At 70.4% G+C, this 24,321-nt stretch carries 20 protein-coding genes; 12 read left to right on the top strand and 8 right to left on the bottom strand.

From position 1 onward, the window contains the following. Positions 1-6 precede the first annotated feature (6 nt). From UA75_RS26810 to gatB, 4 genes are all read left to right on the top strand, one after another. Positions 7-1,404 carry an AAA family ATPase gene (locus tag UA75_RS26810; RefSeq protein WP_075742613.1) on the top strand — a complete coding sequence of 466 codons (1,398 nt, stop codon included), beginning with the start codon at positions 7-9 and terminating at the stop codon, positions 1,402-1,404. A gap of 23 nt (positions 1,405-1,427) precedes the next feature. Next, positions 1,428-2,066: a DUF4276 family protein gene (locus tag UA75_RS26805; protein ID WP_075742612.1), complete on the top strand. Its 639-nt coding sequence runs from the start codon at positions 1,428-1,430 to the stop codon at positions 2,064-2,066. A 73-nt stretch (positions 2,067-2,139) separates the two neighbouring features. Further along, positions 2,140-2,340 carry a hypothetical protein gene (locus UA75_RS26800; RefSeq protein WP_075742611.1) on the top strand — a complete coding sequence of 67 codons (201 nt, stop codon included), beginning with the start codon at positions 2,140-2,142 and terminating at the stop codon, positions 2,338-2,340. After that, on the top strand, positions 2,337-3,848 hold the full coding sequence (gene gatB, locus UA75_RS26795; protein WP_075742610.1) for an Asp-tRNA(Asn)/Glu-tRNA(Gln) amidotransferase subunit GatB: 1,512 nt from the start codon (positions 2,337-2,339) through the stop codon (positions 3,846-3,848). Before UA75_RS26800 ends, gatB begins: the two co-directional genes overlap by 4 nt. 619 nt (positions 3,849-4,467) lie before the next feature. Here the strand turns inward: gatB and UA75_RS26790 are convergent. Continuing rightward, the gene (locus UA75_RS26790) at positions 4,468-5,091 is read right to left on the bottom strand and encodes a TetR/AcrR family transcriptional regulator (RefSeq protein ID WP_075742609.1); all 624 of its coding nucleotides are present in this window, start codon (positions 5,089-5,091) and stop codon (positions 4,468-4,470) included. Positions 5,092-5,241: 150 nt separating this feature from the next. Here UA75_RS26790 and UA75_RS26785 point away from each other — a divergent pair, with 150 nt between their 5' ends. Then, the gene (locus UA75_RS26785) at positions 5,242-6,090 is read left to right on the top strand and encodes an NAD(P)H-binding protein (protein ID WP_075744251.1); all 849 of its coding nucleotides are present in this window, start codon (positions 5,242-5,244) and stop codon (positions 6,088-6,090) included. A 385-nt stretch (positions 6,091-6,475) separates the two neighbouring features. On the opposite strand, the gene UA75_RS26775 is transcribed toward UA75_RS26785, so the two are convergent. Both UA75_RS26775 and UA75_RS26770 read right to left on the bottom strand, forming a co-directional pair. Then, on the bottom strand, positions 6,476-7,678 hold the full coding sequence (locus UA75_RS26775) for a PQQ-dependent sugar dehydrogenase (protein WP_075742608.1): 1,203 nt from the start codon (positions 7,676-7,678) through the stop codon (positions 6,476-6,478). Positions 7,679-7,687: 9 nt separating this feature from the next. Then, positions 7,688-8,692 (bottom strand): alpha/beta fold hydrolase, encoded by a 1,005-nt coding sequence (locus tag UA75_RS26770; protein WP_075742607.1) that lies wholly within the window; start codon positions 8,690-8,692, stop codon positions 7,688-7,690. Between the two features lie 212 nt (positions 8,693-8,904). On the opposite strand from UA75_RS26770, the gene UA75_RS26765 reads away from it, so the two are divergent. The 5 genes from UA75_RS26765 to UA75_RS26745 all read left to right on the top strand — a co-directional run bounded on the left by UA75_RS26765 (position 8,905) and on the right by UA75_RS26745 (position 16,841). Then, on the top strand, positions 8,905-9,819 hold the full coding sequence (locus tag UA75_RS26765; protein ID WP_075744250.1) for a 2-hydroxyacid dehydrogenase: 915 nt from the start codon (positions 8,905-8,907) through the stop codon (positions 9,817-9,819). Positions 9,820-9,881: 62 nt separating this feature from the next. Further along, the gene (locus UA75_RS26760) at positions 9,882-10,436 is read left to right on the top strand and encodes a DoxX family protein (protein WP_075742606.1); all 555 of its coding nucleotides are present in this window, start codon (positions 9,882-9,884) and stop codon (positions 10,434-10,436) included. Between the two features lie 109 nt (positions 10,437-10,545). Further along, complete coding sequence (locus UA75_RS34160) at positions 10,546-11,652, top strand: DoxX family protein (RefSeq protein WP_232237466.1); 1,107 nt, start codon at positions 10,546-10,548, stop codon at positions 11,650-11,652. Positions 11,653-12,262: 610 nt separating this feature from the next. Then, positions 12,263-14,347: a serine/threonine-protein kinase gene (locus UA75_RS26750; protein WP_232237464.1), complete on the top strand. Its 2,085-nt coding sequence runs from the start codon at positions 12,263-12,265 to the stop codon at positions 14,345-14,347. 325 nt (positions 14,348-14,672) lie between these two features. Next, positions 14,673-16,841, top strand: a complete 2,169-nt coding sequence (locus UA75_RS26745; RefSeq protein ID WP_075742603.1) for a serine/threonine-protein kinase — start codon at positions 14,673-14,675, stop codon at positions 16,839-16,841. Between the two features lie 104 nt (positions 16,842-16,945). Here UA75_RS26745 and UA75_RS26740 read toward each other — a convergent pair whose 3' ends face one another. Both UA75_RS26740 and UA75_RS26735 read right to left on the bottom strand, forming a co-directional pair. Beyond that, positions 16,946-17,149 (bottom strand): DUF397 domain-containing protein, encoded by a 204-nt coding sequence (locus UA75_RS26740; protein WP_232237462.1) that lies wholly within the window; start codon positions 17,147-17,149, stop codon positions 16,946-16,948. Continuing rightward, complete coding sequence (locus UA75_RS26735; protein WP_075742602.1) at positions 17,146-18,009, bottom strand: DUF5753 domain-containing protein; 864 nt, start codon at positions 18,007-18,009, stop codon at positions 17,146-17,148. Before UA75_RS26735 ends, UA75_RS26740 begins: the two co-directional genes overlap by 4 nt. A gap of 152 nt (positions 18,010-18,161) precedes the next feature. Here UA75_RS26735 and UA75_RS26730 point away from each other — a divergent pair, with 152 nt between their 5' ends. Further along, the gene (locus UA75_RS26730; RefSeq protein WP_157434457.1) at positions 18,162-18,476 is read left to right on the top strand and encodes a hypothetical protein; all 315 of its coding nucleotides are present in this window, start codon (positions 18,162-18,164) and stop codon (positions 18,474-18,476) included. 198 nt (positions 18,477-18,674) lie between these two features. Here UA75_RS26730 and UA75_RS26725 read toward each other — a convergent pair whose 3' ends face one another. The 3 genes from UA75_RS26725 to UA75_RS26715 form a co-directional block, all read right to left on the bottom strand. Continuing rightward, positions 18,675-18,983 carry a hypothetical protein gene (locus UA75_RS26725; RefSeq protein ID WP_075742600.1) on the bottom strand — a complete coding sequence of 103 codons (309 nt, stop codon included), beginning with the start codon at positions 18,981-18,983 and terminating at the stop codon, positions 18,675-18,677. Positions 18,984-19,126: 143 nt separating this feature from the next. Then, on the bottom strand, positions 19,127-20,971 hold the full coding sequence (gene ilvD, locus UA75_RS26720) for a dihydroxy-acid dehydratase (RefSeq protein ID WP_075742599.1): 1,845 nt from the start codon (positions 20,969-20,971) through the stop codon (positions 19,127-19,129). A 310-nt stretch (positions 20,972-21,281) separates the two neighbouring features. Beyond that, positions 21,282-21,959 (bottom strand): PH domain-containing protein, encoded by a 678-nt coding sequence (locus UA75_RS26715; RefSeq protein WP_075742598.1) that lies wholly within the window; start codon positions 21,957-21,959, stop codon positions 21,282-21,284. Positions 21,960-22,283: 324 nt separating this feature from the next. Here UA75_RS26715 and UA75_RS26710 point away from each other — a divergent pair, with 324 nt between their 5' ends. Next, the gene (locus tag UA75_RS26710; protein WP_075742597.1) at positions 22,284-24,110 is read left to right on the top strand and encodes an acetolactate synthase large subunit; all 1,827 of its coding nucleotides are present in this window, start codon (positions 22,284-22,286) and stop codon (positions 24,108-24,110) included. The last annotated feature ends 211 nt before the right edge of the window (positions 24,111-24,321 follow it).

Here is a 24,321-nt window from a genome sequence, read left to right as displayed (position 1 = left end):
TGCCCGGTGCTGACCCGGATCGAGATCGACGGGTTCAAGTCCTTCGCCGACTTCGGCCTGGACCTCCCTCCCTTCCTGGTCGTCCTCGGCCAGAACGCGAGCGGCAAGTCGAATCTGTTCGACGCGGTGCAGCTCCTCCGCAGGCTGGTGAGCGCGCCGTCACTGTTCGACGCCTTCGCCGACACGCGGGGCGAGCTGTCGGAGCTGTTCCGTCGCTATGAGGGCAGCGAGGGCGGCGCGCAGGCGGATCGGATGTCCTTTGCGGTGGAGGTGCTGCTGGAGCCGGATGTCGTCGACCCGTTCGGCGAGGACGTCGAGGTGAGCCACACCCGGCTGCGCTATGAGCTGATGATCGGACTGCACACCGACTCCGATGGCTTCCCGCGTGCTCGGGTGCTGGAGGAGGCTGTACGCCCAATGCCTGCGAGGAAGGACGAATGGCCCCGCAAGGCGCGGGCGTCTCAGGCGTTCCGGGAGGAGAAGCTCCGCTACTCCGGGCGTAAGACGGACTTCCTCAAGACGACGACCAACAGCCAGGGAAACCTGGTGTTCGCGATCTCACAGGAGGGCAGACAGGGGCGAACCCGGCAGATCCCCGCTCACGCGGCCGAGGCGACCGTGCTGTCCAGCATCACCTCCGCAGCCGATTTCCCTACGCTGTTTGCCCTACGCCGCGAGTTGGAGTCTTGGCGCTTCCTTCAACTTGATCCGGCAGCGCTGCGGCAACCCAGCACCCAGGAACAACGCGGTGACGTGCTCAGCGCCAACGGGGCCAATCTGGCGAAGGTGCTGCGCAGGATCGAGCGGGTCACTCGTGACGAGTACGGCAGCGGTCTCGATGACATCGCGGCGGCGCTGGCCACGGTGGTGCGGGGCTTCGGTGGTGTCGAGGTCCAGGAGAACGCCGCGCTGGGACAGTGGGAGACGTATCTGACCACCCGGGACGAGGGGCGAGTCAGTGCGCGGGTGGCATCGGACGGCACCCTGCGGGTGTTGACGTTGCTAGCCGCGCTGCACGATCCCGATCATCGAGGGCTGATTTGTTTCGAGGAGCCGGAAAACGGCATCTTCCCCCAACGTCTCCGGGCGCTTTTGGGACTGCTCAGAGGGCTGGTGACCGATCCCGCGGCAGAGGAGGGGCAGGGCGAGCCGCTCACCCAGCTGATCCTTTCGAGTCATTCTCCCGTGGCGTACACCGCGTTGGACCTAGCTGACTTGAGGGTCATGGACTGGACGACGCGGGTGAGGGAGTCCGGTGGCGGCCGCATCTCCCGAGTGCGTCGACTCGTCCTGCCCGCCGATCAGCAGGCGTTCGACTTCGACCTCCCAGCACTGACGGGCCCTGAGCGGCGCGAGTTGCCCGGGATCGACCTTGACGAGGCGAAGCGGGTGTTGGAGAGTTGATCAGACCGCTTTCCTCGGTACTTTTGGTCGAGGGCACCAGTGACGATCACTTCCTGTCTGGTCTGGTCGGTCGAGTGCTGCGGGACATCGGCCTGTCGGCTCAGGGGGCGGACTTCGACGTGGCGGAGCCGGTATGTCTCGTCCGTTGCGGGGAGCGCCCGTTCACTTCGTTCGCCAGACAGGTGAGCGACATGCGACCGCTGCCTTCGCTTGTCTTCCTCCACTTCGACACCGCAGGGTCCCTCGAACGAGAGAGCGACCACGCCTTTGTTCCGATGACCCGAGCCTGGGCCTCGCATGATCTTCCCGAGAAGACGATCAGGCTCCTTCCACTCGCGCCTGTGCGTGAGATGGAGAGCTGGGCGCTGGCAGACCTCGACGAGGTCAATCGGTTCGCCGGTCGGGACGTGCGTAGATCAAAAGTGTTCGAACGCGAGCTGATCAACGAGGTCGAGCGGCTCAGTGACCCGAAGAAGACCCTCGACGATGCGTTACGCAGCGGCTCGGGCAGACGGGGGCGCAGACAGCGGATGGCCGCAGAAGACTTCTTCCCGGTGCTCGCCGAGCGCATTCGACTTGATCAACTCGGCCGGGTTCCCTCATTCGCCCGGTGGCGAGCCGATACCGTGGCGGCGCTGCACGAACTGGGGTTTCTCCGGTGAGCGCCGTTGCCACGAGCGGGACGGCGATCTCGCAGCGGTAGACAGCGGCTCGCAGTGGAAAGGTGTCGAGAAGATGAACGACGTGTCGAAGCTGAACAAGCTGTTCGGGCTGGTCGGAGTGATCAGCGGCGGCGCCGCCGCGTTCAGCCAGTTCCGCAAGGCCAGGAAGGACTCGGATCGGCTGGCGCTGGCCCATGCCCTGACCAACCTGGCCGTGACGGTCACCGGTGCCGCGCTGTTCGCGCGCAGCCTCAGGAAGGACGACCAGGAGTGACCGCAGTGGCCGATCTGATGGACTACGACGAGGTGCTCGCCACCTTCGATCCGGTGCTGGGGCTGGAGGTGCACGTCGAGCTGTCCACCCAGACGAAGATGTTCTGCGGTTGTCCCACCGAGTTCGGCGCCGAGCCGAACACCCAGGTGTGCCAGACCTGCCTGGGGATGCCGGGTGCGCTGCCGGTCGTCAACGGCAAGGCGGTGGAGTCGGCGATCCGCATCGGGCTCGCGCTGAACTGTGACATCGCGTCGTGGTGCCGGTTCGCCAGGAAGAACTACTTCTACCCCGACATGCCGAAGAACTTCCAGACCTCCCAGTACGACGAGCCGATCGCCTTCAACGGCTACCTCGACGTCGTGTTGGAGGACGGCGAGACGGTCCGGGTCGAGATCGAGCGCGCCCACATGGAGGAGGACACCGGGAAGTCGCTGCACGTCGGCGGCGCCACGGGTCGGATCCACGGGGCTGAGCACTCGCTGCTTGACTACAACCGGGCGGGCGTGCCGCTGGTGGAGATCGTCACCAAGCCGATCGTCGGTGCCGGCGCGCGGGCGCCCGAGGTGGCCAAGGCGTACGTGGCGACGCTGCGGGATCTGCTGAAGTCGCTCGACGTCTCGGACGTGCGGATGGACCAGGGATCGCTGCGCTGCGACGCCAACGTCTCGCTCATGGCGAAGACCGCGACCGAGTTCGGCACCCGCACCGAGACGAAGAACGTGAACTCGCTGCGCAGCGTCGAGCGGGCCGTGCGGTACGAGATGCGGCGGCAGGCCGTGCTGCTCACGCAGGGCGGCTCGATTCGCCAGGAGACCCGGCACTTCGAGGAGGCCTCCGGCTCGACGCGGGCGGGCAGGCCGAAGGAGACCTCGGAGGACTACCGCTACTTCCCCGAGCCCGACCTGGTGCCGATCGCGCCGCCTGCGGAGTGGATCGAGGAACTGCGCGGGACGCTGCCGGAGCTGCCGAGCGAGCGGCGCAGGCGGATTCAGCAGGAGTGGTCGCTCTCCGACGCCGAGCTGCGGGACCTGGAGAACGCGGGTGCGGTGGCGCTGGTGGCCGCGACCGTCGCCGAGGGCGCCTCGCCGGACGAGGCCAGGTCGTGGTGGGTGTCCTACCTGCTCGCGCAGGCGAACCAGCGGCAGGTCGAGCTGGCCGAGCTGCCGGTGACGCCCGCCCAGGTGGCGCGGGTCGTGGCGCTGGTGACCGAGGGCGCACTGACGAACAAGCTGGCCCGGCAGGTCGTCGACGGCGTGCTCGCGGGTGAGGGCGAACCGGACGAGGTCGTCGCCGCCCGCGGCCTGAAGGTGGTCTCCGACGACTCCGCGCTGCAGACGGCGGTGGAGGCTGCGCTCGCCGCCAACCCCGACGTGGCCGAGAAGATCCGGGGCGGCAAGGTCGCTGCCGCAGGCGCGATCGTCGGTGCCGTGATGAAGGCGACCAAGGGGCAGGCCGACGCCAAGCGCGTCCGCGAACTGGTCCTGGCCGCAGCGGGCGTCGAGGGCTGATTCGGACGCCGGATCGGCGCGGCGGCCCTGTTGTCGAGGGGCTGCCGCGCGGGCTCTGCCGCGCGGGCTCTGCCGCGCGGGCTCTGCCGCGCGGGCTGACCAGCGCTGTCCTCGCTGCGCTGCGGCCGCGCACCGGTCGGCCCACCTCCGTGAAGGCCTACGCCACCACGGTGCGGACGAGCACCGCCGGAGGGCAGGCCTGCATTCCCGAGACGCCCCTGGCGTACCGGCCGCCGCCGCCTCCTGAGGCCGAGCGGACAGGACGACCTGCGGGCCTGCCTGCCGCGCCGGGCAGGCACCGCCGACGTCGCAACACGAGGCGTGTCAGGTCCGCGTGATGCGGGCTCCCCGGTTGCCTCGGCCGGGTTCCGACAACGGACCGGCGCCGCAGCGCGTCCCGCACGGAGCACACCCGACGCGCCTGTATCGGTGAGTCGGCCGCCGCATCAGCCGGCGTCGCCACCGCCGTCCGACCGCGACGGCGAAGGCCTCGGCTTGCCGCCTGGGGTCGGCAGATCTCGCTCGGCGCGGGGGCCTGCCCGAGAAGGCGGGCCTACCCGTGTCAACGGGCAGGCGCCTCGCGCCCCGCAGCGGCCCGCGCTTCTTTCGGATCTTCGTTCTATGCCTTGACGGCGGCGCGCTCGTCCTCTTCCGGCGGAGCTTCATGCCTGCGGATCCCGTCGAGAAGGAAGGTGGTACGGCGGTCGTAGTCGTCTCGTCGGGGGCGGGTTCCATGTTTGAGAGCGAGTGCGGTGTCGCGGATGAGCGCATGGAGGTCGTCTGCCGTGAACTCGGGCCGCAGCGCGCCGACGGCTCTACCTGCCGTGATGAGTTCATGGTTCATCTCGCCCGCCCGCTCGCAGATCTCCATGAGCTGCGGTGAATGGGGGTATTCCTGCAGCATGACGTCGTTGGCCGCGGGCTGGCGGTACTGGAGGTCGCGGATCCCGGTGATGTAGTACGCGATCCGTTCTGCGGTGTCCTCGATGGTTCGGGTGCGGTCGATGACGGCGTACAGCTTGTTCGCGACGACTTCTTCGATGACGGCTTCGATGAGGCCGATCCGTCCGCCGAACCGGTTGAAGATCGTGGCCTTGCTCACTCCCGCGACCTTGGCGACTTCTTCCAACGGCGCGGTCAGACCCCGGCTGTGAAAGGCGTCGATCGCGGCGCGACGGATCTGCTCGGTATTGCGCTTGGCGTCGGCACGTAGCCGAGGTTTCCCCGGCGCTTCATCGGCCATGCGTCCTCCCTGGCTCCCGCTGCCCCACCACCATAACTTGACCCGCACGGTCAGGTTGCCTACGGTCGTCGGCAGAGTCGAACCTGACCCGGTGGGTCAACTTGTCGTGCGGTGCGCCATCACGCAGAGGTGCGCAGAAAGGACATCAGCATGATCGTCGTCACCGGCGCCACCGGCGCCCTCAACGGTGCCACCGTCGAGCATCTTCTCCAGCGCATGTCGGCCGACCGGATCGGCGTCAGCGCGCGAGACGTCGCCAAGGCGCAGCACTTCGCCGAACGCGGCGTGCGCGTGCGGCAGGGCTCCTACGATGACCCGGTCGCGCTGCGTGACTCCTTCGCCGGTGCCGACCAGGTGCTGCTGGTGTCCTCCAACGACCCGGCGGCCGACGTGGTAGGCCAGCACCGCACCGCGATCGAGGCCGCCGCCGCCGCTGGCGCCCGGCGAATCCTCTACACCAGTCAGCAGAGCGCCGTCGGCAGCCCGTACCTCCCGGCGGCCGTCCACGCGGCTACCGAGGCGATCCTCGCCGACTCGGGGGTCGCCTGGACCTCGTTGCGCTACGGCTTCTTCGGCAGCCTCGACCAGTTGCTCGGTCCTTGGCGGCAGACCGGCGTGATCGCCAGGCCCGCAGACGGCCCCATCCCGTGGACCGATCGCGCCGACCTGGCCGAGGCCGCGGCGGTCATCCTCGCGGGCGACCGTTCCTTCGACGGCCCTGTCACGCTCTCCGCGCCTGCCGTCACCCTCGATGACTTCGCCAGGTTCCTCACCGAACTGACCGGTCGTCCCATCAAACGCATCGTCGTGGATGACGAACAGTGGGTCACCGAGCAGATGGAGAACGGCACTCCCGAGTTCGTGGCCAGACTGACGCTCACCCTGTTCCAAGCCACCCGTAGCGGCTACTTCGCGGGACAGGAGCCGCTACTGGCCGAACTCCTCGGCCGCGAACCGCGCAGTGCTGCCGATCAGGTCGCAGGCACTCTCGCGACCTGACGGGTGATCGAGGGTCGCGATCACCGGCAGGTGATCGACGTGATGGGGGTTCACCTACCGCACCGGAATGCCGTGGACGGACCTGCCTCAACGCTTCGGCGCCTGGGAAGGCGTTCGCAACCGGCTGCGGAAGCGGGCTGTCGACCTCGGGGAGGCATCCGGGCAGCGGATCGGCAACCCGTCGGCCAAGGCGCAACTCCGCAGGCGAAGCGGAACCGCAGAGACGTCCTCTGATGTTCGACCGCACGGAGCAGCGCTACGCCCCTCGAACGATTCGCCGACCAGTTCGACCACCGGCTACGCGATACGCCGAGACCGCCACCATCTGCCGGGCCGCACTCCACAGCGCACCGGCATCGTCATGCACGTGATCCAGACCGAGCGACTAGTCGCGCCCGTTGCCGCTCCCGGTCATGAACCGGTCGATGAGCACCACGCGATCATCGCTGCTGGTCGGGTCGCCGCCGTTCTTGTTCTCGGTACCGACCCAGACGTAGTCGTCCATGCCGGGTGCCGCGCCGGAGAACCGACCGAAGGTGCCCTCCTCGCTGTACTGCGGCGGGCTGGTGAAGGTCAGGTCGGGGCTCAACTCCAGGTTGGCGATGGCCTCCTGATCGCTCAGGAAGACCATGACCATGTCCGAGTAGGCCGCGCAGCCCGCGACACCCGGCCGCTCCGGCCAGTTCCAGGATGCCTCCCCCAGCGGCGCACCGGGTTCGACGAGATACAACAGGTCGCGCTCCTCGCCGCGATCGGTGACCCAGATCGATGAGCCGTCCACCGCCTGACACAGGCCAGCCGGGGCGGTCAGCCCGCTGCTGATCACCGTCGTCGTCGGATCGGGGTTGTCCGGGGCGGGGGCGCCGGTCTCGTCGATCCGCAGCACCTTGCCCGCCTGCGAGTTCGGATCGGCCGCCGCCGCCGGATCGCCTGCCGTGCCGGTCGCCAGCAGCAGCGCGCCGCGTACGTCGTTGGTCAACGCGCCCGTCGGGTCGCGGGGCAGCCCGGTCAGCACCGGCTTCGGCTCGTCGCCCGCCGCGATCCGCACGACGCGGTTGTCCTCCGGCGTGCTCAGGTAGGCGTAGACCAGGCTGTCCTCGGCGTAGTACGGCGACAGCGCCAGGCCGAGGAGACCGCCCCCGCCCTCGCCTGCGTCCACGTCGATCGTGGCGAAGACCTCCGGCGAGTCCTTGTCCGCCGGGTCGAGACCCCACCGCACCCGCAGAATCCGGCCGGTCGTGCGTTCGGCGACCAGGGCCTGTTCGCCGTCGGGCAGCACGGCCACCGCGGACACCGGGTCGAGACAGGTCACGACCACGGCCGGGTCGTAGTCGGTGCAGCCCTCGGGCGGCGGGACCGGTGTGGCGGAGGTCTCGCGGCCCGGCTCGCCGCTGTTGCCGCCCTCGTCCGGAAAGCGCGGGGCGTTGTCGGGGGCCGCCATCGGCGGCGGTGCCACGTCCCAGTCGGCGCGGGTCAGCCGCTCCTGCTCGGAGAAGTCGGCGCAGCCCGCCGCGACGAGGCCGAGCGCGACGAACCCGGCCAGCGCGGCCCGACGCCTCCGCAGACCCCGGTTCGGTGAACTCGGCATCTTTCGAGCCTAGGCGCCGTGTCGTGAGCGAGGGGTGAGCGGTCCCATGTCGGCGGGCACGTGGTCCGACTCGTCGTCTAGGGCGCGTCGGACGGCGGCGGCCCGTTCCACCAGCAGCAGCGCCTCGGCGGCGACCTCCTCCGGGGCCTCCAGCGGGATGAAGTGCGAGGTGGGCAGGATGCGGACCCGCGCCTGCGGCAGGCGGCCCACTGCCTCGGTGAGCGCCCTTGCGTCGGACACGACGTCGTGCCGTCCCACCAGCGCCGTCACCGGGCACCGCAGCCCGGTGATGTCCAGCGCCGGCACGGAGCCGACCGCTCGCAGCAGCTCTGCATAGAAGGCCCAGTCGAGGTGCAGGAAGGGGCGCAGCACCTCGGCCAGCAGCGCGGGATCGCCTGCGGGCAGCAGGAGCCCGCTGTGCCGGAGCAGCGCTCCGAGCTGTCTCGGGGGCAGCCTCGGCAGGCCGGCGGCCAGCAACGGGGCCGCCAGCCGCATCGCGTCCAGCCCGCCGGACATGACTCCCTTGACCAGCCCTCGGCCGCGAAACGGTCCAGGACCCGGCCCGCCGCTCGTCAGCCCGAGGACGAGGTCGACGGCGGCTCCCCACGGGCCTCGGATCGTCGCCAGGAGGTCACCGGGCGGGCCGGCGATCATCATCAGGCCGGTCACCCGATCCGGGGCGTTCCTGGCGAGTTCGGCGGCGACGGTCGCCCCGGACGACCAGCCGATCACCGAGGCGCGGTCGATCCCTGCGGAGTCCAGCACGGCCAGTGCGTCGCCGACATGGTCGGTCAGCATGATCCGGCTCGGGTCGGTGGGTCGTGCCGAGCCGAACGTCCCCCGGTAGTGCCAGCCGAACGCGTGGAGGCCCGCATCGGGGGCGGTCAGCGCAGGCCAGGACTGGGCGGGCGCGCCGAGCGCCCCGCATACCAGCACCGGCGGGCCCGGCGTCGTGCTGTGCCAGCTCACCAGTGCGGTTCCGTCGGGCGAGACCGTGCTGCCTTCCTCCGTCATCACAGCGAAGTCTGCCCCATCCACGCCGCCGTGCCCGGTCGAAACGGCCCGAACCCGAGATTCGCTCACCATCCCGCGTGCGCACGGCCGGGCATCCGCCGAGACCAGGCCGGTCGGGCGGAGCCGGGCAGCGCGGCCGAGGTCTGCTCGACGAAGCCGACTGGGCAGCCGGCATCCCGGTCGAGCCTGCGAGGCGGGTTACCGTGGCGCCCGTGACGACGATCGTTCTTGTCCCCAACGAACAGGGCGTGCAGGCGCTGGCCGGGAACCCCGACGTGCGGGCGGTCCGGTACCAGCCCGACGAGCCCTTCCCCGCCGCGGCCGCCGAGGCCGAGGTCCTCGTGCCGATGTTCCTCTCCGCGGGCGCGGTGGGTGCGCTGGCCGAGAGTCTTCCGAGGCTGCGGCTCATCCAGCTCCTCTCGGCCGGTGCCGAGGCGTGGCTGCCGCGCACCCCGCCGGGCGTGCGGCTCTCGACCGCGCGCGGCGCCCACGGCGGCAGCACCGCGGAGTGGGCCCTCGCGGCGATCCTGGCGATCTATCGGGAGCTGCCCGCCTTCGAGCGCACCCGGCAGGAGCGCCGCTGGGATCAGCGCGGCACCGACACCCTGCAGGGCAAGCGGGTGCTGGTCCTCGGCGCGGGCGACCTCGGGCGGGAGATGCGGCGCAGGCTGGACGCCTCCGACGCGAGCACGACGTTCGTGGCCCGCACGGCACGGGACGGCGTCCACGGTCTCGCCGAGCTCCCCCGGCTGCTCCCGGACCATGACGTCGTCGTCGTGATGGTGCCGCTGACGGCGGAGACGACCGGGCTGGTGGACGCGGACTTCCTCGCGGCGATGCCCGATCAGGCGATCCTGGTCAACGCCGCCCGAGGTCCGGTCGTCGACACCGCCGCGCTGCTGGCCGAGCTGACCACGGGACGGCTGCGGGCCGCGCTGGACGTCACCGATCCCGAGCCGCTGCCAGAGGACCATCCGTTGTGGACGGTCGACGGGCTGCTGCTGACCCCGCACGTCGGCGGCAGCACGCAGGGCGGACAGGATCGGGCCTGGGCGGTCGCCGCGCGGCAGATCGGGCTGTTCGCCTCCGGTGCGGACCCGGAAAACCTCGTGCACGGGGAATACTGAACGGACCTCATCTGACCCGACGCCGAGGGTGTCGGGGTGATCCGGGCATTACCCTGTGAGGCGTGACGACGAACCTGGGCGACTCAGAGACCCGTCCGCTGCCCGGCTCGGCGGGCCACGAGGGCACCGATCCGGGTCCGGCCATCGGCCTGTTGCTGCTCCGGCTCGTCGTCGGCGGCCTGTTCATCGCCTCGGGCACCGAGAAGTTCTTCGGCTGGGCGGGGACACCGGGGCGGGCGGGCTTCGCCGAGAGCCTCGCCGAGTACGGCTTCACCCAGACCAGCCTGCTGGCGACCATGACGGCGGTCGTCGAGATCGCCGCCGGACTGCTGGTGATCATCGGCCTGCTGACCGCGCTCGCGGCCGTCCCGCTGCTCGGGATCTCGGTGGCGGGCGTCGTCTTCCGCTTCGACGAAGGCCTGTTCCTGGTCGGCACGGGCGGTTTCGCCTTCGAGCTGCTGCTCGCCGCCACGACGGCCGCCCTGGTCTTCGCCGGGCCCGGTCGCTTCGCGCTGGACAACGGCAGGCCCTACTTCCGCTTCCCGCTGCGCAGCGCGATCGTCTTCCTGGTGCTCGGCGGCATCATCACCGCCGTGGTGCTGTTCCTCTTCCGCTGACCGGCGCGCGGCGACGGGCCGACTCGGCCGATCCGGAGAACGGCGACGGCCGGACTGATCGGCGACAGACTCTCGCCTCCACGGCATCGGTGGCTCTACGCTGCCGGCCGTGACTAACTCCGACGACGGATTAGGCGGAGCCGCCGGACCATACGGCAGGCGGCGCGCCGATGATCACGATCATTTCGGGCTCGACGCAGCCGCCGCGAGGGTCTCCGCAGGGGCAGGCCGCGCGGGCCCGGACCAGGACTATGCGCCACAACAGCGTGCGGGCAGGCACGCGATGGCCGAATCGCATCACGGGGCGGAGCGGGCCCGCCGCCACGAGCCGGAACCGGACTACGACGAGGACCGCTACTCCGAGGCGGCAGGTGACCCGGGACGGGAGCCGGGCGCGGGCGTCGACCCCGACCTCGGCAGGCACATCGACCGGAATCAGGACTGGGACCGCGACGAGACCTGGGACCGAGACCAGGACCGAGACGCGGTTCGAGACCGGGATCGAGACGCGGTTCGAGACCGGGATGACGACTGGGACCGCGACTCCGACCGGGGCCGAGACACCGCCCGACAGCGCGACCGCCGCCGGGATGCCGGGCCCGAGGCTGACGGCGACTACGACGGCGACTACGACAACGAGTACGACGATTACGACGACTCGGTCGACCGGGCGCGGCTGACCGAGCCGGAGCCGCTCGACGGCTGGAACAAGCCCAGCCTGCCCGCCAATGCGGGAACCGACGTCGGCCTGCTGGTGCTCCGGCTGGTGCTCGGCGGCGTGTTCGTCGCGCACGGAGCGCAGAAGGTGTTCGGTCTCTTCGGCGGGCCGGGCATCGACGGCTTCGCCGCCTACCTGACGCAGTCGGGCTTCCAGCAGGCCGAGCTGTTGGCCTGGGTGACCGGCGTGACCGAACTGGCAGGCGGTGCCCTCGTCATCCTCGGGTTCGCCACCCCGCTCGCCGCAGCCGGTCTGCTCGCCGTCATGGCCAACGTGATCCTCCTCCGCTTCGCCGAGGGCTTCTTCCTCACCCCCGACGGCGGGTTCGAGCTCGAGGCCGTGCTGGCAGGCCTGGCCGCCGCACTGGTCTTCGCCGGACCCGGCCGGGCCGCCCTGGACAACGGCAGGCCGTGGTACCGACGCCCGATCATCACGGGTGTGAGCTGTCTCGTCGTGGCGGCCGGTGCTGCGGCGGCCGTCTACTTCCTCCTGCGCTAGAGACGTTGAACGCCTCCTCGCCGTCGGGCCTTGCGTTTCCGTCGGGGCAGGTCTCTCGTCGGCTTGACGGTGAGGAGGCGGTGCGGGTCCGCGCGATCTCGGTCGTGCGATGACGAACGAGTCCTCGCGCCTGCGGCGTCCTTCGCGGGTGTGCGACGTGATCGGCACCGGGCCGCGCCGAGCGTGTTGAAGGGCGCGCGGCCTTGCGGTCCTGGCCTTGCCGGACGCGGTACCGGTCGACCCGGCGCCTGCACCGTGGGGGACCGACCCGGCGGACTTCACCGCCATCGACCCTCGGGCGCTCGCAGACAGCCGGAGGTCTCGGCGTTCCGGCACAGCGCCGAAGCACGCCCTGCCGGTGTCGGCCGAGTCCTCGAATTTCGCGTCCGAGACCGGGGCGGGCGACGTAAGGTCGTCGCTGCCCGGACTCGCTCACCTCGCCGTTCGGAGGGGACGGTCTCGCACGGACGCCCCGCCGCGTGGCCCACCGGCCGTCGGTTCCGGGCGGCCACCCGATTCGCCGCGTGACCAGCGGGCTCGCCTCGTACTCGGTCGTGCTCGTCGCACGCGGCGCCGATCCCGTGCCCGCAGTCGTCTCGGTAGCGTCACGGTGACCCCGACGGACGAACCAGGGGAGAGCATGGAGCCCTTAGAACGCGAAGATCCGCAGGCCATCGGCCGCTACCGGCTGGTGGGCAGGCTCGGCTCCGGTGGGATGGGACGCGTCTACCTGGCGTTGTCCACGGACGGTCGGGTCGTCGCGATCAAAGTGATCCATCGCGAGCTGGTGGCCGATCCGATGTTCCGCAGCCGGTTCCGTCGGGAGGTCGACGCCGCTCGCCGGGTGAGCGGCGCCTACACGGCGGCGGTGATGGACGCCGATGCCGAGGCGGAGCTACCGTGGCTGGCCACGGTGTACGTGCCGGGTCCGTCGCTGCGGGACGCCGTCCGGACGCACGGTCCGCTGCCGGTCGCCTCGGTGCGCACCCTGGCCGTCGGACTGGCCGCCGCGCTGCGCGAGGTGCACCGCGCCGGGCTCGTCCACCGCGACCTCACCCCGGCCAACGTGCTGCTCACCGATGACGGGCCTCGGGTCATCGATTTCGGGATCACCAAGGCGATCGAGACCGGGACGGAGCTGACCGGAACCGGGGTGATCATCGGTTCGCCGGGGTTCATGTCGCCGGAGCAGGTCGAGGGCCGTGATCTGACCTCGGCCTCCGATGTCTTCTCCTTCGGTGCCGCCCTCTTCTTCGCCGCCGTCGGAACGGGTCCCTTCGGCAAGGTCTCCTCGGCCGCGTTGCTCTACCGGGTCGTGCACACCGAGCCGCTGATCGGCGAGCTGCCGTCGGAGCTGCGCCCGATCGTCGCACCCTGCCTGGCCAGGCAGCCCGAGCTGCGACCCACGCCGGAGCAGTTGCTGGATCTCCTCGGCTCGGTGCGCGGCGGGCTGTCCTGGCTGCCCGGACCGGTGCGCAGCCTCATCGAACAACAGAACGACCAGCTTCGCGTGCTCCGGGACGGCACAGAGCCGACCGGAGCCGAGGACGCCGACGTCACGGCCAGGGTCGACCGGGCGACCGCGTCGGGCGGCCACTCGCAGGGCACCCGGTCGCATCCGCAGGCTGGCCCTGGGCAGCCGCAGCCGGTCCCGCCGCCGTCGATGTGGGTGGACGGGGCGACACCCGTCGGGGGCGCCGCGCCCGGCTCCGGGGCGCCAGGCCCGGGCGGCGGCGCGCCGATGACGCCGGGGTCGGGATGGGGGCACGTCACGCCGCGCTTCGGGCCGAATCCGCACCCTTCGCCGATATTCGGCCCGCCCGGAATGAACCGGCCTCGGCGCTCGGCCAGATACGCCGCCCTCACCGCGTCACTGATCATCCTGGTGGCCGTCGTCGTGGTGAGCCTCATCGCGCTCACTGATCGCGGCGGCGCCGGAATGGCACAGGGCCCGGGCGACCCCTCCGTCCAGTCGTCTGCCGAGGAGCCTGCGTCGACGGAGGAGTCGCCCGCCGCCCCGCTGCCTGGAGACTTCGTCGGGGAGTGGACCGGCTACCTGACGTCCGAGGACAGCGAGGAGATCTACTCACACGTGGTGATCAACCTGGAAGACGGCGGCGTGGTCGGCGGCGCGGTCGGCACCGTGCTGCACTTCGAGTCCGGTTGCGATGCCGTTCTCGAGTTGACCGCCGTGATCGACGACGACACGGTGACCCTCGCCGAAGCCGTCGCGAACAGTCAGATCGAGGAGCACACCTGTCCCCAGCCCGAGACGACGACGCTGACGCTCGACAGGGGCCTGATGTACTACGAGACCACCGAGCCCGCCCTGGCCTCGGAGCTTTCCCTGTCGCTCGACGAGGTTCCCGAAGAGCTGCATGGTGCCTGGTCCGGCACCGTCGACGGGGCGCGGTATGGGGACTCCGAGACCGAGACGACCGCCGACGTGTCGATCGAGATCCTTGCCGGGTCGATCGACAACGCGGAGGTGTACGTCGAACTCACCGACGGGTGCCACCACGCCTCGGAGATCGTCTACGCGGACCCGTTCTGGCTTGCCGTCAGACAGATCAGGGTCGAGGGCGAGGGCTGTCCGACTGTGCCCGCGCGCGAGGTTCTGCGGACCTTCGACGGCGAGAGTCTGGACTATTTCGGTGCCGACCCCGAGCTACGCGGCCAGCTCGACCAGCAGTGACGACAGCGGTCTCGGAGGTCGAGATCCGGTCTCGATTCGGCCTCTCCTTTCGCCGTCGGCGGCCGGTTCGGGCGGCCACATCGCCGGTGCGGTCGGAACAGGACGCTCCGAGAAGGCATGATCGGTGTCTGACGGGCCGCGAACGAGAAGTCCCTTCGCGGGCGGGCGCGTTCGGGAACGCCGATCGGGGTCCGGACGTCAGTAGAGGGGATTCTCGTCGACGTCGGGGGCGCGACTGACGGCCCGGCCGCTGCGGCCGGTTCGTCAGGCGTGACGACGTCGACGGCGGCCGTCCGTGATCAGCAGGGACGAGGGTGGGAGAGACATGGAGTCCTTGGCGGAGGACGATCCGAGGACGATCGAGCGGTATCGCCTGTTCGGCAGGCTCGGGGCCGGGGGAATGGGCCGGGTGTACCTGGCGCTCTCCTCCGACGGTCGCACGGTCGCGATCAAGCTGATCCACCAGCATCTCGTCGTCGACCCGCTCTTCCGAGGCCGGTTCCGGCAGGAGGTGGCGGCGGCCCGGCTGGTGAACGGTGCGTACACCGCGCCGGTGATGGATGCCGACGCGGAGGCGACGGTGCCCTGGCTGGCCACCGTCTACGTGCCGGGGCCCTCGCTGCGGGGAGCGGTCGCCGAGACCGGCCCGCTGCCGGTGTCCGCCGTGCGCACCCTGGCGGCGGGGCTGGCCGCCGCGCTGCGCGAGGTGCACCGCGTCAACCTGATCCACCGCGACCTGACCCCGGCCAACGTGCTGCTCACCGAGGACGGCCCGCGCGTCATCGACTTCGGGATCACCCGGGCCGCCGACTCGACCGGCGGCCTCACCGCCACCGGGATGCTGGTGGGCTCGCCGGGCTTCCTGTCGCCGGAACAGGTCGAGGGCGACGAGCTCACGACGGCCTCGGACGTCTTCGCGCTGGGCGCCACCCTGTGTTTCGCCGCCTCGGGCACCGGCCCCTTCGGGACGGCGTCCTCGGCGACGCTGCTCTACCGGGTCGTGCACTCCGAACCGGAGCTGGACTCGCTGCCCGCCGAGGTGCGGGCGATCGTCGAACCCTGCCTCGCGAAGAACCCCGCCGACCGGCCCACCCCGGACGACCTGCTGGCCCAGATCGGCCCGGTCGACAGCGGGGACACCTGGTTACCCCGGTCGATCGTCGACCTGATCGCCGAGCAGCGGGAGCAGGTGCGCGGCCTGCGGGCCGATCTGTCGCCCGCGACGCCCGGCCAGGGCACGCCGGCCCCGGTCGCCCTCGCCGCCGGTGATGTCGTCGAGACCCAGGACGAGCCCGATGACCTGGACGCGCCGACGACCCGGTCGAAGGTGTCCTCCTCGCCCGCGAACCGAGTCCCGCACACCCTGGTGTCGGGCGTCGAACCGATGGTGGGGCGGGCCGTTCCCGAAGCTGCGGCCAGGCAGCCGGGTGGCAGGAGCCCGCACCACACCCGGCTCCAGCCGCATCCGGCCGACGCGATGTCGCAGGCGGGCTCGCCGCATTCCCCGTCCACCCAGTCCGGTTTCCATCCCGTGCCCAGGACCATGCATCCCACCGCGGCCTCGGCGTCCGGGCCGCTGCCTGCACCGGCACCGCCCCGGTCGTCGGGTCGTCGACGTGCGGCGGTGCTGACCGCGGTCGCGGCACTGCTGGTGGTCGTCGCCGTCGCCGCAGTCGCCTTCCTGCTCGGCCAGGGCCAGCGCGGCGGCCTGGCCGTGCCGGGCACCGGGTCGGCCCAGGACGATCGGGACAGCGGCGGCGGGACCGATCCGGTCGACGACGCCCCGGTCGATGACGCTGCGGTGGGGGAGGTCCCGGGAGCCTTCATCGGCGACTGGGCGGGTCTGGTCGAGACCGTCGACGGCGACTCACAGTCGGCGTTCGCCACCATCAGCCTCACCGGTGGGAACGTCGGCGGCAGTGTCGGCACCTTCACCCGGCCCGTCTCCGGATGTTCGGCGGCGCTCATCCTGGACGCCGCCACCGCCACCCGGCTCGAATTCCATGAGCGTGACCTGGAGACCGAGCACGACGACGAGGACTGCGCGGAGCCCGAGACGACGACCGTGGACCTGCTGGCCGACGGGACGATCCGCTACACGAGCGATGACCCGCAGCGGTCCGGAACCTTCGCGACCGCCCTCGACTCGCTCCCCGCAGGCTTCGCGGGCGAGTGGGCAGGCAGCGTGCTGCCCGCAGGCGAGGACGAGGACGAGGACGCCGAACCGGTGGACGTCGAGCTGACTCTGACCAACGGCGGGGCGGGCGAGGAGATCGGCGAGTTCCTGCGGCCGGAGGGCGGCTGCGCGGCGACGCTGACGTTCGAACACGCGGCCGAGGGACAGATCAGCCTCACCGAGGAGGACCAGGGCACCGCGAACGAGGGGTTCGAGTGCGTGGAGCCCAGGAGCACGGTGTTGACGCTGACCTCCGACGGCGGCCTGCGCTATCAGAGCTTCGACCCGGAACGGGCGGGGGTACTTGCGCCCAACTGACGCTGACGGCGATTCGGCCGGCGACGCGCATGCGGCACCCCGAGACACGCGTCGGCGGCCTCTGCGCCTGCGCCCGACGGCGGGGCGCGTGCGGCGAGTCGGGCTCAGCGGTTCTTGAGGGCGGCGAGGAAGGCGCCGAATGCCGTGGCCGGGAAGGTGAGTTCGGCGCCGTCGGGGTTCTTGGAGTCGCGGACGGCGACGGTCTGCCGGCTTAAGCGCATCTCGACGCAGTGGCCGTTGTTCGTACTGCGGGTGGACTTGATCCACTGTGCGTCGTGTGGCCGGCTGCTCGAAGACCTGCTGATCACGACAACTCCTTGGCGGCGTCCCGTATCAGGCGAAGGGATTCCTCGCGATCGAGTGCGCGCTCTTCTGCCTGGTGATAGGCCAGAGTGTACTCCCGGACGGTCATCGTGTGATCGATCAGCGCAGTGGACGTGATCGTCTCCTGCCATGCCAGCGTCGGCAGCCGTGGGCTCGCGAAACCTACGAGATGGAAGCTGGAGCCGTCGAGTGCGTCGAAGCCGCCCGCCGTGAAAGGGATCACGCGAACGTCCAGGTTCTCCGAATGTTGTTCCATGAGCGTCATGAGGTGTTCGAGCTGACCGTGGAGTACGGCAATGCCGCCGACGCGCTGCCGCAAGGTCGCCTCGCTGATCACGGCGGTCAGGTGCAGTGGATCGTCGCCAGCGAGTCGTTGCTGCCGCGTCTTCCTGGCGGTGACGCGCAGCTCCTCCTCGGACAACCGTAGGTTCGGCGCGGCGCCTCGGATGACGGCGCGGATGTACTCCTCGGTCTGCAACAGGCCGGGAATCAACCCGCCGCTGTAGGTCCGCACGCTCTCCGCGCCGTGCTCGTAGCCGAAGAACCGCAGGAGCTCATTGCTGAAGATCCCGGTGTACTTGTTCCACCAGCCGCGCTGTCCGCCGTGTTCGTGCAGCTTCCACAGCTCGGCCGTCTCGTCGGCGTCGAACTCGTATGCCTTGATCAGGCGGGTCAGCTTGTCCTTGGTGGCTCGGGTGCGGCCGCGTTCGATCTCCGAGACGTGTGCCTGAGTGCAGCGGGCCAGCCTGCCCGACTCGGTGGCGGTGAGCCCGAGGAGGTAGCGCCGTTCGCGCAGCCGGAGTCCCAGTTCCCAGATTGCGATGGTCGGCGACTCCGGTGCCATTCGTGTGCTCCCTGGCTTGGCGTGGATGGTGGTCGTCCAGAGCCAACCACCGGGTCGTCTCCTAGATCAATTACACGATTGAGTGAGTAACTATTTATATTAGTGCGAGTACTGTGACACGCATCGCAATCGAGATGAAGGGGAGTGTGCCGATGACACCGGATGACGATATGGCGATCCCGGCGGCGGCCGAGGAGCACCGGCCGTCGCCCAGCCGGGCGCGGCACTCGGGTCACCTCGCCGAGGAGGTGATCACGCGGGTGAACGAGCCGAGGAGGTTCGCCCTGCGGGAGCTGCGGGACGACATCGACGGCCCGGTGGTGTTCGCCTGGGGCCTGTCCATGGGGAGGCGGTCCGTGCTCTGCCATCCCGACGGCACCCTGTTCGCGACTTCGGGGCGCGCGGAGGACTCGGTCGGCCTCGGCACCGGCGCGGGACGTCGCGTCGAACTCGTCTGGCTGGAATGACCGTGTTACCGAGATGGGTCGCCAGCAGCGCGAAGGGCGGCTTCGTCGAACCGGAGTCCGTCGAAGCCGCCCCTCGGCTGTGTTCAGGCCTTGCTGTTCGTCACATCGGCTGACCGCATCTGGTGCAGCGCCACGTGCCTTTGACCTCGGAATACGTGTGGCCACCCGCACCTGCGGGACAAGACTCATCGGCCTTGATCATGGTGCCGCTTCCGCACAGATATCCCAGGTCTCGGTCTGGGTGGCCTGGACGCTGGAGTAGACGCTGCCACCTTTACGCGCCGCGCTGAGGTATGTCTTCTGGTCCGAGAGCATCAGGGCGTTCTTCGCCTGTGCCGCAGGATCGGCGTCCTTGGCCAGCATGATCCGGGTGCGACTGATCCAGTCCGAGACCTCCTCTGGGGAGTTCAGGACCACCTGGGGCTCCCTGGCGCGTCTGGCGTCCACGCCATCGCGCTTGCGGCCGCTATCAGTCAGCGCGTGCTTCTCCACGTATCCATGCCACATGGTGTATATCCTCAACTACTTGGCGTATGGAGGCAACGGCCATCCGTCGTGGGTTGACCACTGTTCAATCGATCGTCGAGTCCGATGGCCGCGACTGAACAGGCTGGTGGAGCGTGCCGACCTTCGCACCAAGCCCGCCCGCCTCACCGATTGACGTCGCGCACCGCGCCCATTGAGGCCGAGGTGGCCAGCTTCGCGTAGGCGCGCAACGCCGTGGATACGTGTCGCTGCCGGTCCACCGGCTGCCACGGCCGCTCGCTCGCGTCCATCTTGGCGCGGCGCTCGGCGAGGACCGCCGGGTCGACCAGCAGTTCCAACCGTCGCTCGCGGACGTCGATGACGATCCGGTCGCCGTCCTGCACCAGGCCGATGTCGCCGCCGTCGGCCGCCTCGGGGGAGACGTGCCCCACCGAGATGCCCGAGGAACCGCCGGAGAACCGGCCGTCGGTGATCAGCGCGCACTTCTTGCCCATGCCGGTGCCCTTGAGGAACGCGGTCGGATGCAGCATCTCCTGCATCCCCGGCCCGCCGGAGGGGCCCTCGTAGCGGACGACCAGCACCTCACCGGCCTGGATCGTCTTGCTCAGGATCGCCTCGACGGCCTGCTCCTGGCTCTCCACGACCCGCGCCGGGCCCTCGAAGTGCCACAGCTCCTCGTCGATGCCCGCCGTCTTGATCACGGCGCCGTCCACGGCGAGGTTCCCGCGCAGCACCGCCAGGCCGCCGTCGGCCGTGTAGGCGTGCGCGGCGTCCCGGATGCAGCCGCCCTCGGCGTCGACGTCGAGCGAGGACCAGCGGTTCTCCGTCGAGAAGGCCTCGGTGGTGCGCACGCCGCCCGGCGCGGCGTGGAACAGCTCGATCGCCTGCTCGGAGGCCTCGCCGCTGCGGATGTCCCATTCCCCGAGCCACTCGCGCAGCGAGGGGCTGTGCACCGAGCGGACGTCCTCGTTGAGCATCCCGCCCCGGTACAGCTCACCGAGGATCGCCGGAATGCCGCCCGCGCGATGCACGTCCTCCATGTGATAGTCCGAGTTCGGCGACACCTTCGACAAGCACGGCACCCGGCGGCTGATCGCCTCGATGTCGGCGAGCGAGAAGTCGATCTCGCCCTCCTGCGCGGCGGCCAGGACGTGCAGCACCGTGTTCGTGGAACCGCCCATCGCCATGTCCAGCGCCATGGCGTTCTCGAACGCGTCCTTGTTCGCCAGCGACCTCGGGAGCACCGAGTCGTCGTCCTGCTCGTACCAGCGCTTCGAGATCTCGACGACCGTGCGGCCCGCCGCCAGGAACAGCTCCCGCCGTGCGGCGTGCGTGGCCAGCGTCGAGCCGTTGCCCGGCAGGGCCAGCCCCAGCGCCTCGGTCAGGCAGTTCATCGAGTTCGCGGTGAACATCCCGGAGCAGGAACCGCAGGTCGGGCAGGCCGCCAGCTCGACCTGGCTGAGCCCGGCCTCGTCGACCTGGGAGTTGGCCGATGCGGAGATCGCGGTGATCAGGTCGGTCGGGGCCTGCGCGACGCCGTCGACCACCACCGCCTTGCCCGCCTCCATCGGCCCGCCGGAGACGAAGACCGTGGGGATGTTCAGCCGCATCGCGGCGTTCAGCATCCCCGGCGTGATCTTGTCGCAGTTGGAGATGCAGACGAGCGCGTCGGCCTGGTGTCCCTCGACCATGTACTCCACCGCGTCGGCGATCACCTCGCGCGAGGGCAGGGAGTACAACATCCCGCTGTGCCCCATGGCGATGCCGTCGTCCACCGCGATCGTGTGGAACTCGCGGGGCACCCCGCCCGCCTCGCGCACCGCACCCGCGACGACGTCACCGAGGTCCCGAAGGTGCACGTGACCGGGCACGAACTGCGTGTAGGAGTTGGCGATCGCCACGATCGGCTTGCCGAAGTCACCGTCGGTCATGCCGGTGGCGCGCCACAGCGCGCGGGCGCCGGTCGCGTTACGGCCGTGGGTGGTGATGCGTGAACGTAGCTGAGGCACGGCTTCTCCGAGGAGACGTGGTGGTGAGCTTCGAGAATCGCCACGGGTTCGGCGAATCGCCGCCAGGCCCTGGTGAGGGCCGCAGGCTCGGCGATGTACCCGAGCCTACCCCCGGCGAGGACGGCGGCCGGAAGCCCTGGTGAGAGGCATGATGCGCCCCCGGCGGCCCGAGACGCCTCCCAGTGCATTCGTGTTCGCGCAGGCAGGGGTGGCGCGTCTGGGCGCTCGGGGACGCGTAGCGGCGGGTGCGGCGCACGGCGGGGGAGTCGACCCTGAGCACGGCACGGTCCCCAGGCTCGACCTGCCGTCGCTACTCGGTTCGCTGCGCCGTCTGCTCCCTCGCAGGCTGCTCGGCTGCTGCCTGCTCCGGCGCCTGCTCGGCAGTTGCCTGCTCCGTCGTCGGGGCGGCGGGGGAATCCGGCCCGGTTGCCTCGGGGGCGCTCGCCTGCCCCTCGGGCGCGGCCTCGGCCTCGGCCTCGGGAACGGCGGTCTCCGGCCGGTCCGCCGCCGGGGCCGTCGTCTCGGGGGCCGTCGTCCCCGGGGCAGCCGCCTCCGGGCCAGTCGGCTCGGCCGCACTCGCCTCGCCCGCCGTCGGGTCGGGCAGCCGCCCGCCGCTCAGCGCGGCGAGTCTCGGCAGGTCACGCGGTCGGACGGTGGGCAGCCGGACCTCGCCGCCTTCCTCGCGCACCACGTGCACGGTCGAGTTCTTGGCCAGTCGGAGGCCGCGGACCTGCGACCAGTCGACGCGGGCGCCGCCGAAGACATCGCGCACCTGGATTCCCGTCGCGTCCACCGTGGTGCGGCGCCGGATCACCCACCAGGCCAGGCCGATCGGCAGGAGATAGACGAGCTGGAGACCCGGAGCCCCGAAGGCGAAGGGCGTCGCGCACCACGCGAGGGCCGCCGCGCCGAACAAGGCGATCGGGCTGATGCGGAAGAGCTCCCGCTGCTGCTGGTCGGGGGCCTGCCGCGCGGTCGTGTCGCTCATGCCGCCGATTTTCGCACCGGCGCCCGTCTCGTCAGACGAGGCGGTCCGTGGACGGTCTCTTTACCGCACCCACCTGCGGTGATGCCATTCTTCGCCACCCGGTCGTGTCCAATATCCGGGAAGTTCATCCCGTAGAGTTGACGCCCTCGTGCACAGGCGGTTACCGTACTCGGCGTGCTGCGACTGACGAACATTCTCGTACTTCCCTGGCGCGCCGACGCCTAGGGCTCCTCCAGCGTCGACGCGCCAACCCTCGAGCGGCTCCATGCCGCCGGGGGTTTTTTGTTGCCCGCCCCGCAACCGATACCCCACGAGGCAGATCGAATGACCAGCGCAACCTCGAAACCAGTCCCGGTCCCCTCGCCCGCCGATTACGCCAGGCCGAAGCCCGCCCCACCGCACGGGGTCCCCGTGCAGGTGACCGGCGCGCAATCGCTGGTCCGTTCGCTCGAATCGGTGGGCTGCGAGGTCGTCTTCGGCATTCCGGGCGGAACCATCCTCCCCGCCTACGATCCGCTTCTGGACTCGGAGAAGGTGCGTCACATCCTGGTGCGCCACGAGCAGGGCGCGGGACACGCGGCCACCGGCTACGCGCAGGCCACCGGCAAGGTCGGCGTGTGCATGGCGACCTCGGGTCCCGGGGCGACCAACCTCGTCACCCCGATCGCCGACGCGAACATGGACTCGGTTCCGCTGGTCGCGATCACCGGGCAGCAGTCGAGGGGCCTGATCGGCACCGACGCGTTCCAGGAAGCCGACATCTGCGGCATCACCCAGCCCGTCACCAAGCACAACTTCCTGGTCACCGACCCCGCCGACATCCCGAGAACGATCGCGGAGGCGTTCCACCTGGCGTCCACCGGCCGACCGGGCCCGGTGCTCGTCGACATCCCCAAGGACGTGCTTCAGGAGACCACCTCGTTCTCCTGGCCGCCGGAGCTGCGGCTGCCGGGCTACCGCCCGACCGCCCGACCGCACGGCAAGCAGATCCGCGAGGCAGCCCGGATGATCGCGGGCGCCCGCAGGCCGGTGCTCTACGTCGGCGGTGGCGTGCTCAAGGCGGGCGCGGTCGCCGAACTGCGCGAACTCGCGGAGGCGGCCGAGATCCCCGTGGTCACCACCCTGATGGCCAGGGGCGCCTTCCCCGACTCGCACCCGCTGCACCTGGGCATGCCCGGCATGCACGGCACGGTCGCGGCCGTGACGGCGATGCAGCGCGCCGACCTGCTGATCGCCCTCGGCGCGAGATTCGACGACCGGGTCACCGGTCAGCTCGCCACCTTCGCCCCCGAGGCACAGGTGATCCATGCCGACATCGATCCGGCGGAGATCTCCAAGAACCGGCGGGCCGACGTCCCGATCGTGGGCGACTGCAAGGACGTCATCGCCGAACTGATCTCGGCCCTGCGTCTGGAGCTGGAACGGGGCGAGCACACCGCCGCCGCGCCGTGGCTCGCGCAGGTCCAGGGCTGGCGCGAGAGCTTCCCGTTGGGCTACGAGTGGCCTTCCGACGGCTCGCTGTCGCCGCAGTACGTCATCGAGCGGATCGGCGACCTGGTCGGACCCGATGCCGTCTACACCGCGGGCGTCGGGCAGCATCAGATGTGGGCCGCGCAGTTCGTCAAGTACGAGAAGCCGGGAAGCTGGATCAACTCCGGCGGACTCGGCACCATGGGCTTCGCGGTTCCGGCCGCGATGGGCGCTGCGGTGGGCCGACCGGACACCCCGGTGTGGGCCATCGACGGCGACGGCTGCTTCCAGATGACCAATCAGGAGCTGGCCACCTGCGCCATCGAGGGGATTCCGATCAAGGTCGCCGTCATCAACAACGGCAACCTCGGCATGGTCCGGCAGTGGCAGAACCTCTTCTACTCAGGGAGGTACTCCAACACCGACCTGGGCACGCACAAGCGCATCCCCGACTTCGTGCTGCTCGCCGAGGCACTGGGCTGTGTCGGCCTGCGCTGCGAGAGCCGCGAGGACGTCGACGAGGTCGTGCGCAAGGCGATGGCCGTCGACGACCGACCCGTGGTGATCGACTTCGTGGTCGGCAAGGACGCCCAGGTCTGGCCGATGGTGGCCTCGGGCACCAGCAACGACGAGATCCAGGCGGCGCGGGGCATCCGCCCCGTCTTCGACGACGTCGAGTAAGTCAGGCTCACAGAGTCTGTCTTTGATCCCCCTGGCCCCGCGCAACAGGAAAGTGGGGATTGAAGACAGGCTCTTTAAGAGCTCCCGGACTTCTGGCGCGCGGCGGGCCGGAACACCCGGTCCGACCACGACACAGGGCGTGCGGACGGCGTCCGCACGCAGGCCGGGTCGCGGTCGCGGAACACCACCGGTGCGCACCGTGGTGTCGTGT

Origin of the sequence: Actinoalloteichus sp. GBA129-24 (assembly GCF_001941645.1) — a bacterium.
GTDB classification, from domain to species: domain Bacteria; phylum Actinomycetota; class Actinomycetes; order Mycobacteriales; family Pseudonocardiaceae; genus Actinoalloteichus_A; species Actinoalloteichus_A fjordicus.
This window is presented reverse-complemented; position numbering and strand designations above follow the sequence as displayed.

What these genes read in the sequence shown, in the direction of transcription:
- UA75_RS26785 (WP_075744251.1), top strand. Translation starts at nt 5,242, where the DNA reads ATGATCGTCGTCACCGGCGCCACCGGCGCCCTCAACGGTGCCACCGTC.
- UA75_RS26725 (WP_075742600.1), bottom strand. Translation starts at nt 18,983, where the DNA reads ATGTGGCATGGATACGTGGAGAAGCACGCGCTGACTGATAGCGGCCGC.
- UA75_RS26745 (WP_075742603.1), top strand. Translation starts at nt 14,673, where the DNA reads ATGGAGTCCTTGGCGGAGGACGATCCGAGGACGATCGAGCGGTATCGC.
- UA75_RS26790 (WP_075742609.1), bottom strand. Translation starts at nt 5,091, where the DNA reads ATGGCCGATGAAGCGCCGGGGAAACCTCGGCTACGTGCCGACGCCAAG.
- UA75_RS26775 (WP_075742608.1), bottom strand. Translation starts at nt 7,678, where the DNA reads ATGCCGAGTTCACCGAACCGGGGTCTGCGGAGGCGTCGGGCCGCGCTG.
- UA75_RS26710 (WP_075742597.1), top strand. Translation starts at nt 22,284, where the DNA reads ATGACCAGCGCAACCTCGAAACCAGTCCCGGTCCCCTCGCCCGCCGAT.
- UA75_RS26715 (WP_075742598.1), bottom strand. Translation starts at nt 21,959, where the DNA reads ATGAGCGACACGACCGCGCGGCAGGCCCCCGACCAGCAGCAGCGGGAG.
- UA75_RS26730 (WP_157434457.1), top strand. Translation starts at nt 18,162, where the DNA reads ATGACACCGGATGACGATATGGCGATCCCGGCGGCGGCCGAGGAGCAC.
- UA75_RS26800 (WP_075742611.1), top strand. Translation starts at nt 2,140, where the DNA reads ATGAACGACGTGTCGAAGCTGAACAAGCTGTTCGGGCTGGTCGGAGTG.
- UA75_RS26735 (WP_075742602.1), bottom strand. Translation starts at nt 18,009, where the DNA reads ATGGCACCGGAGTCGCCGACCATCGCAATCTGGGAACTGGGACTCCGG.
- UA75_RS26770 (WP_075742607.1), bottom strand. Translation starts at nt 8,692, where the DNA reads ATGACGGAGGAAGGCAGCACGGTCTCGCCCGACGGAACCGCACTGGTG.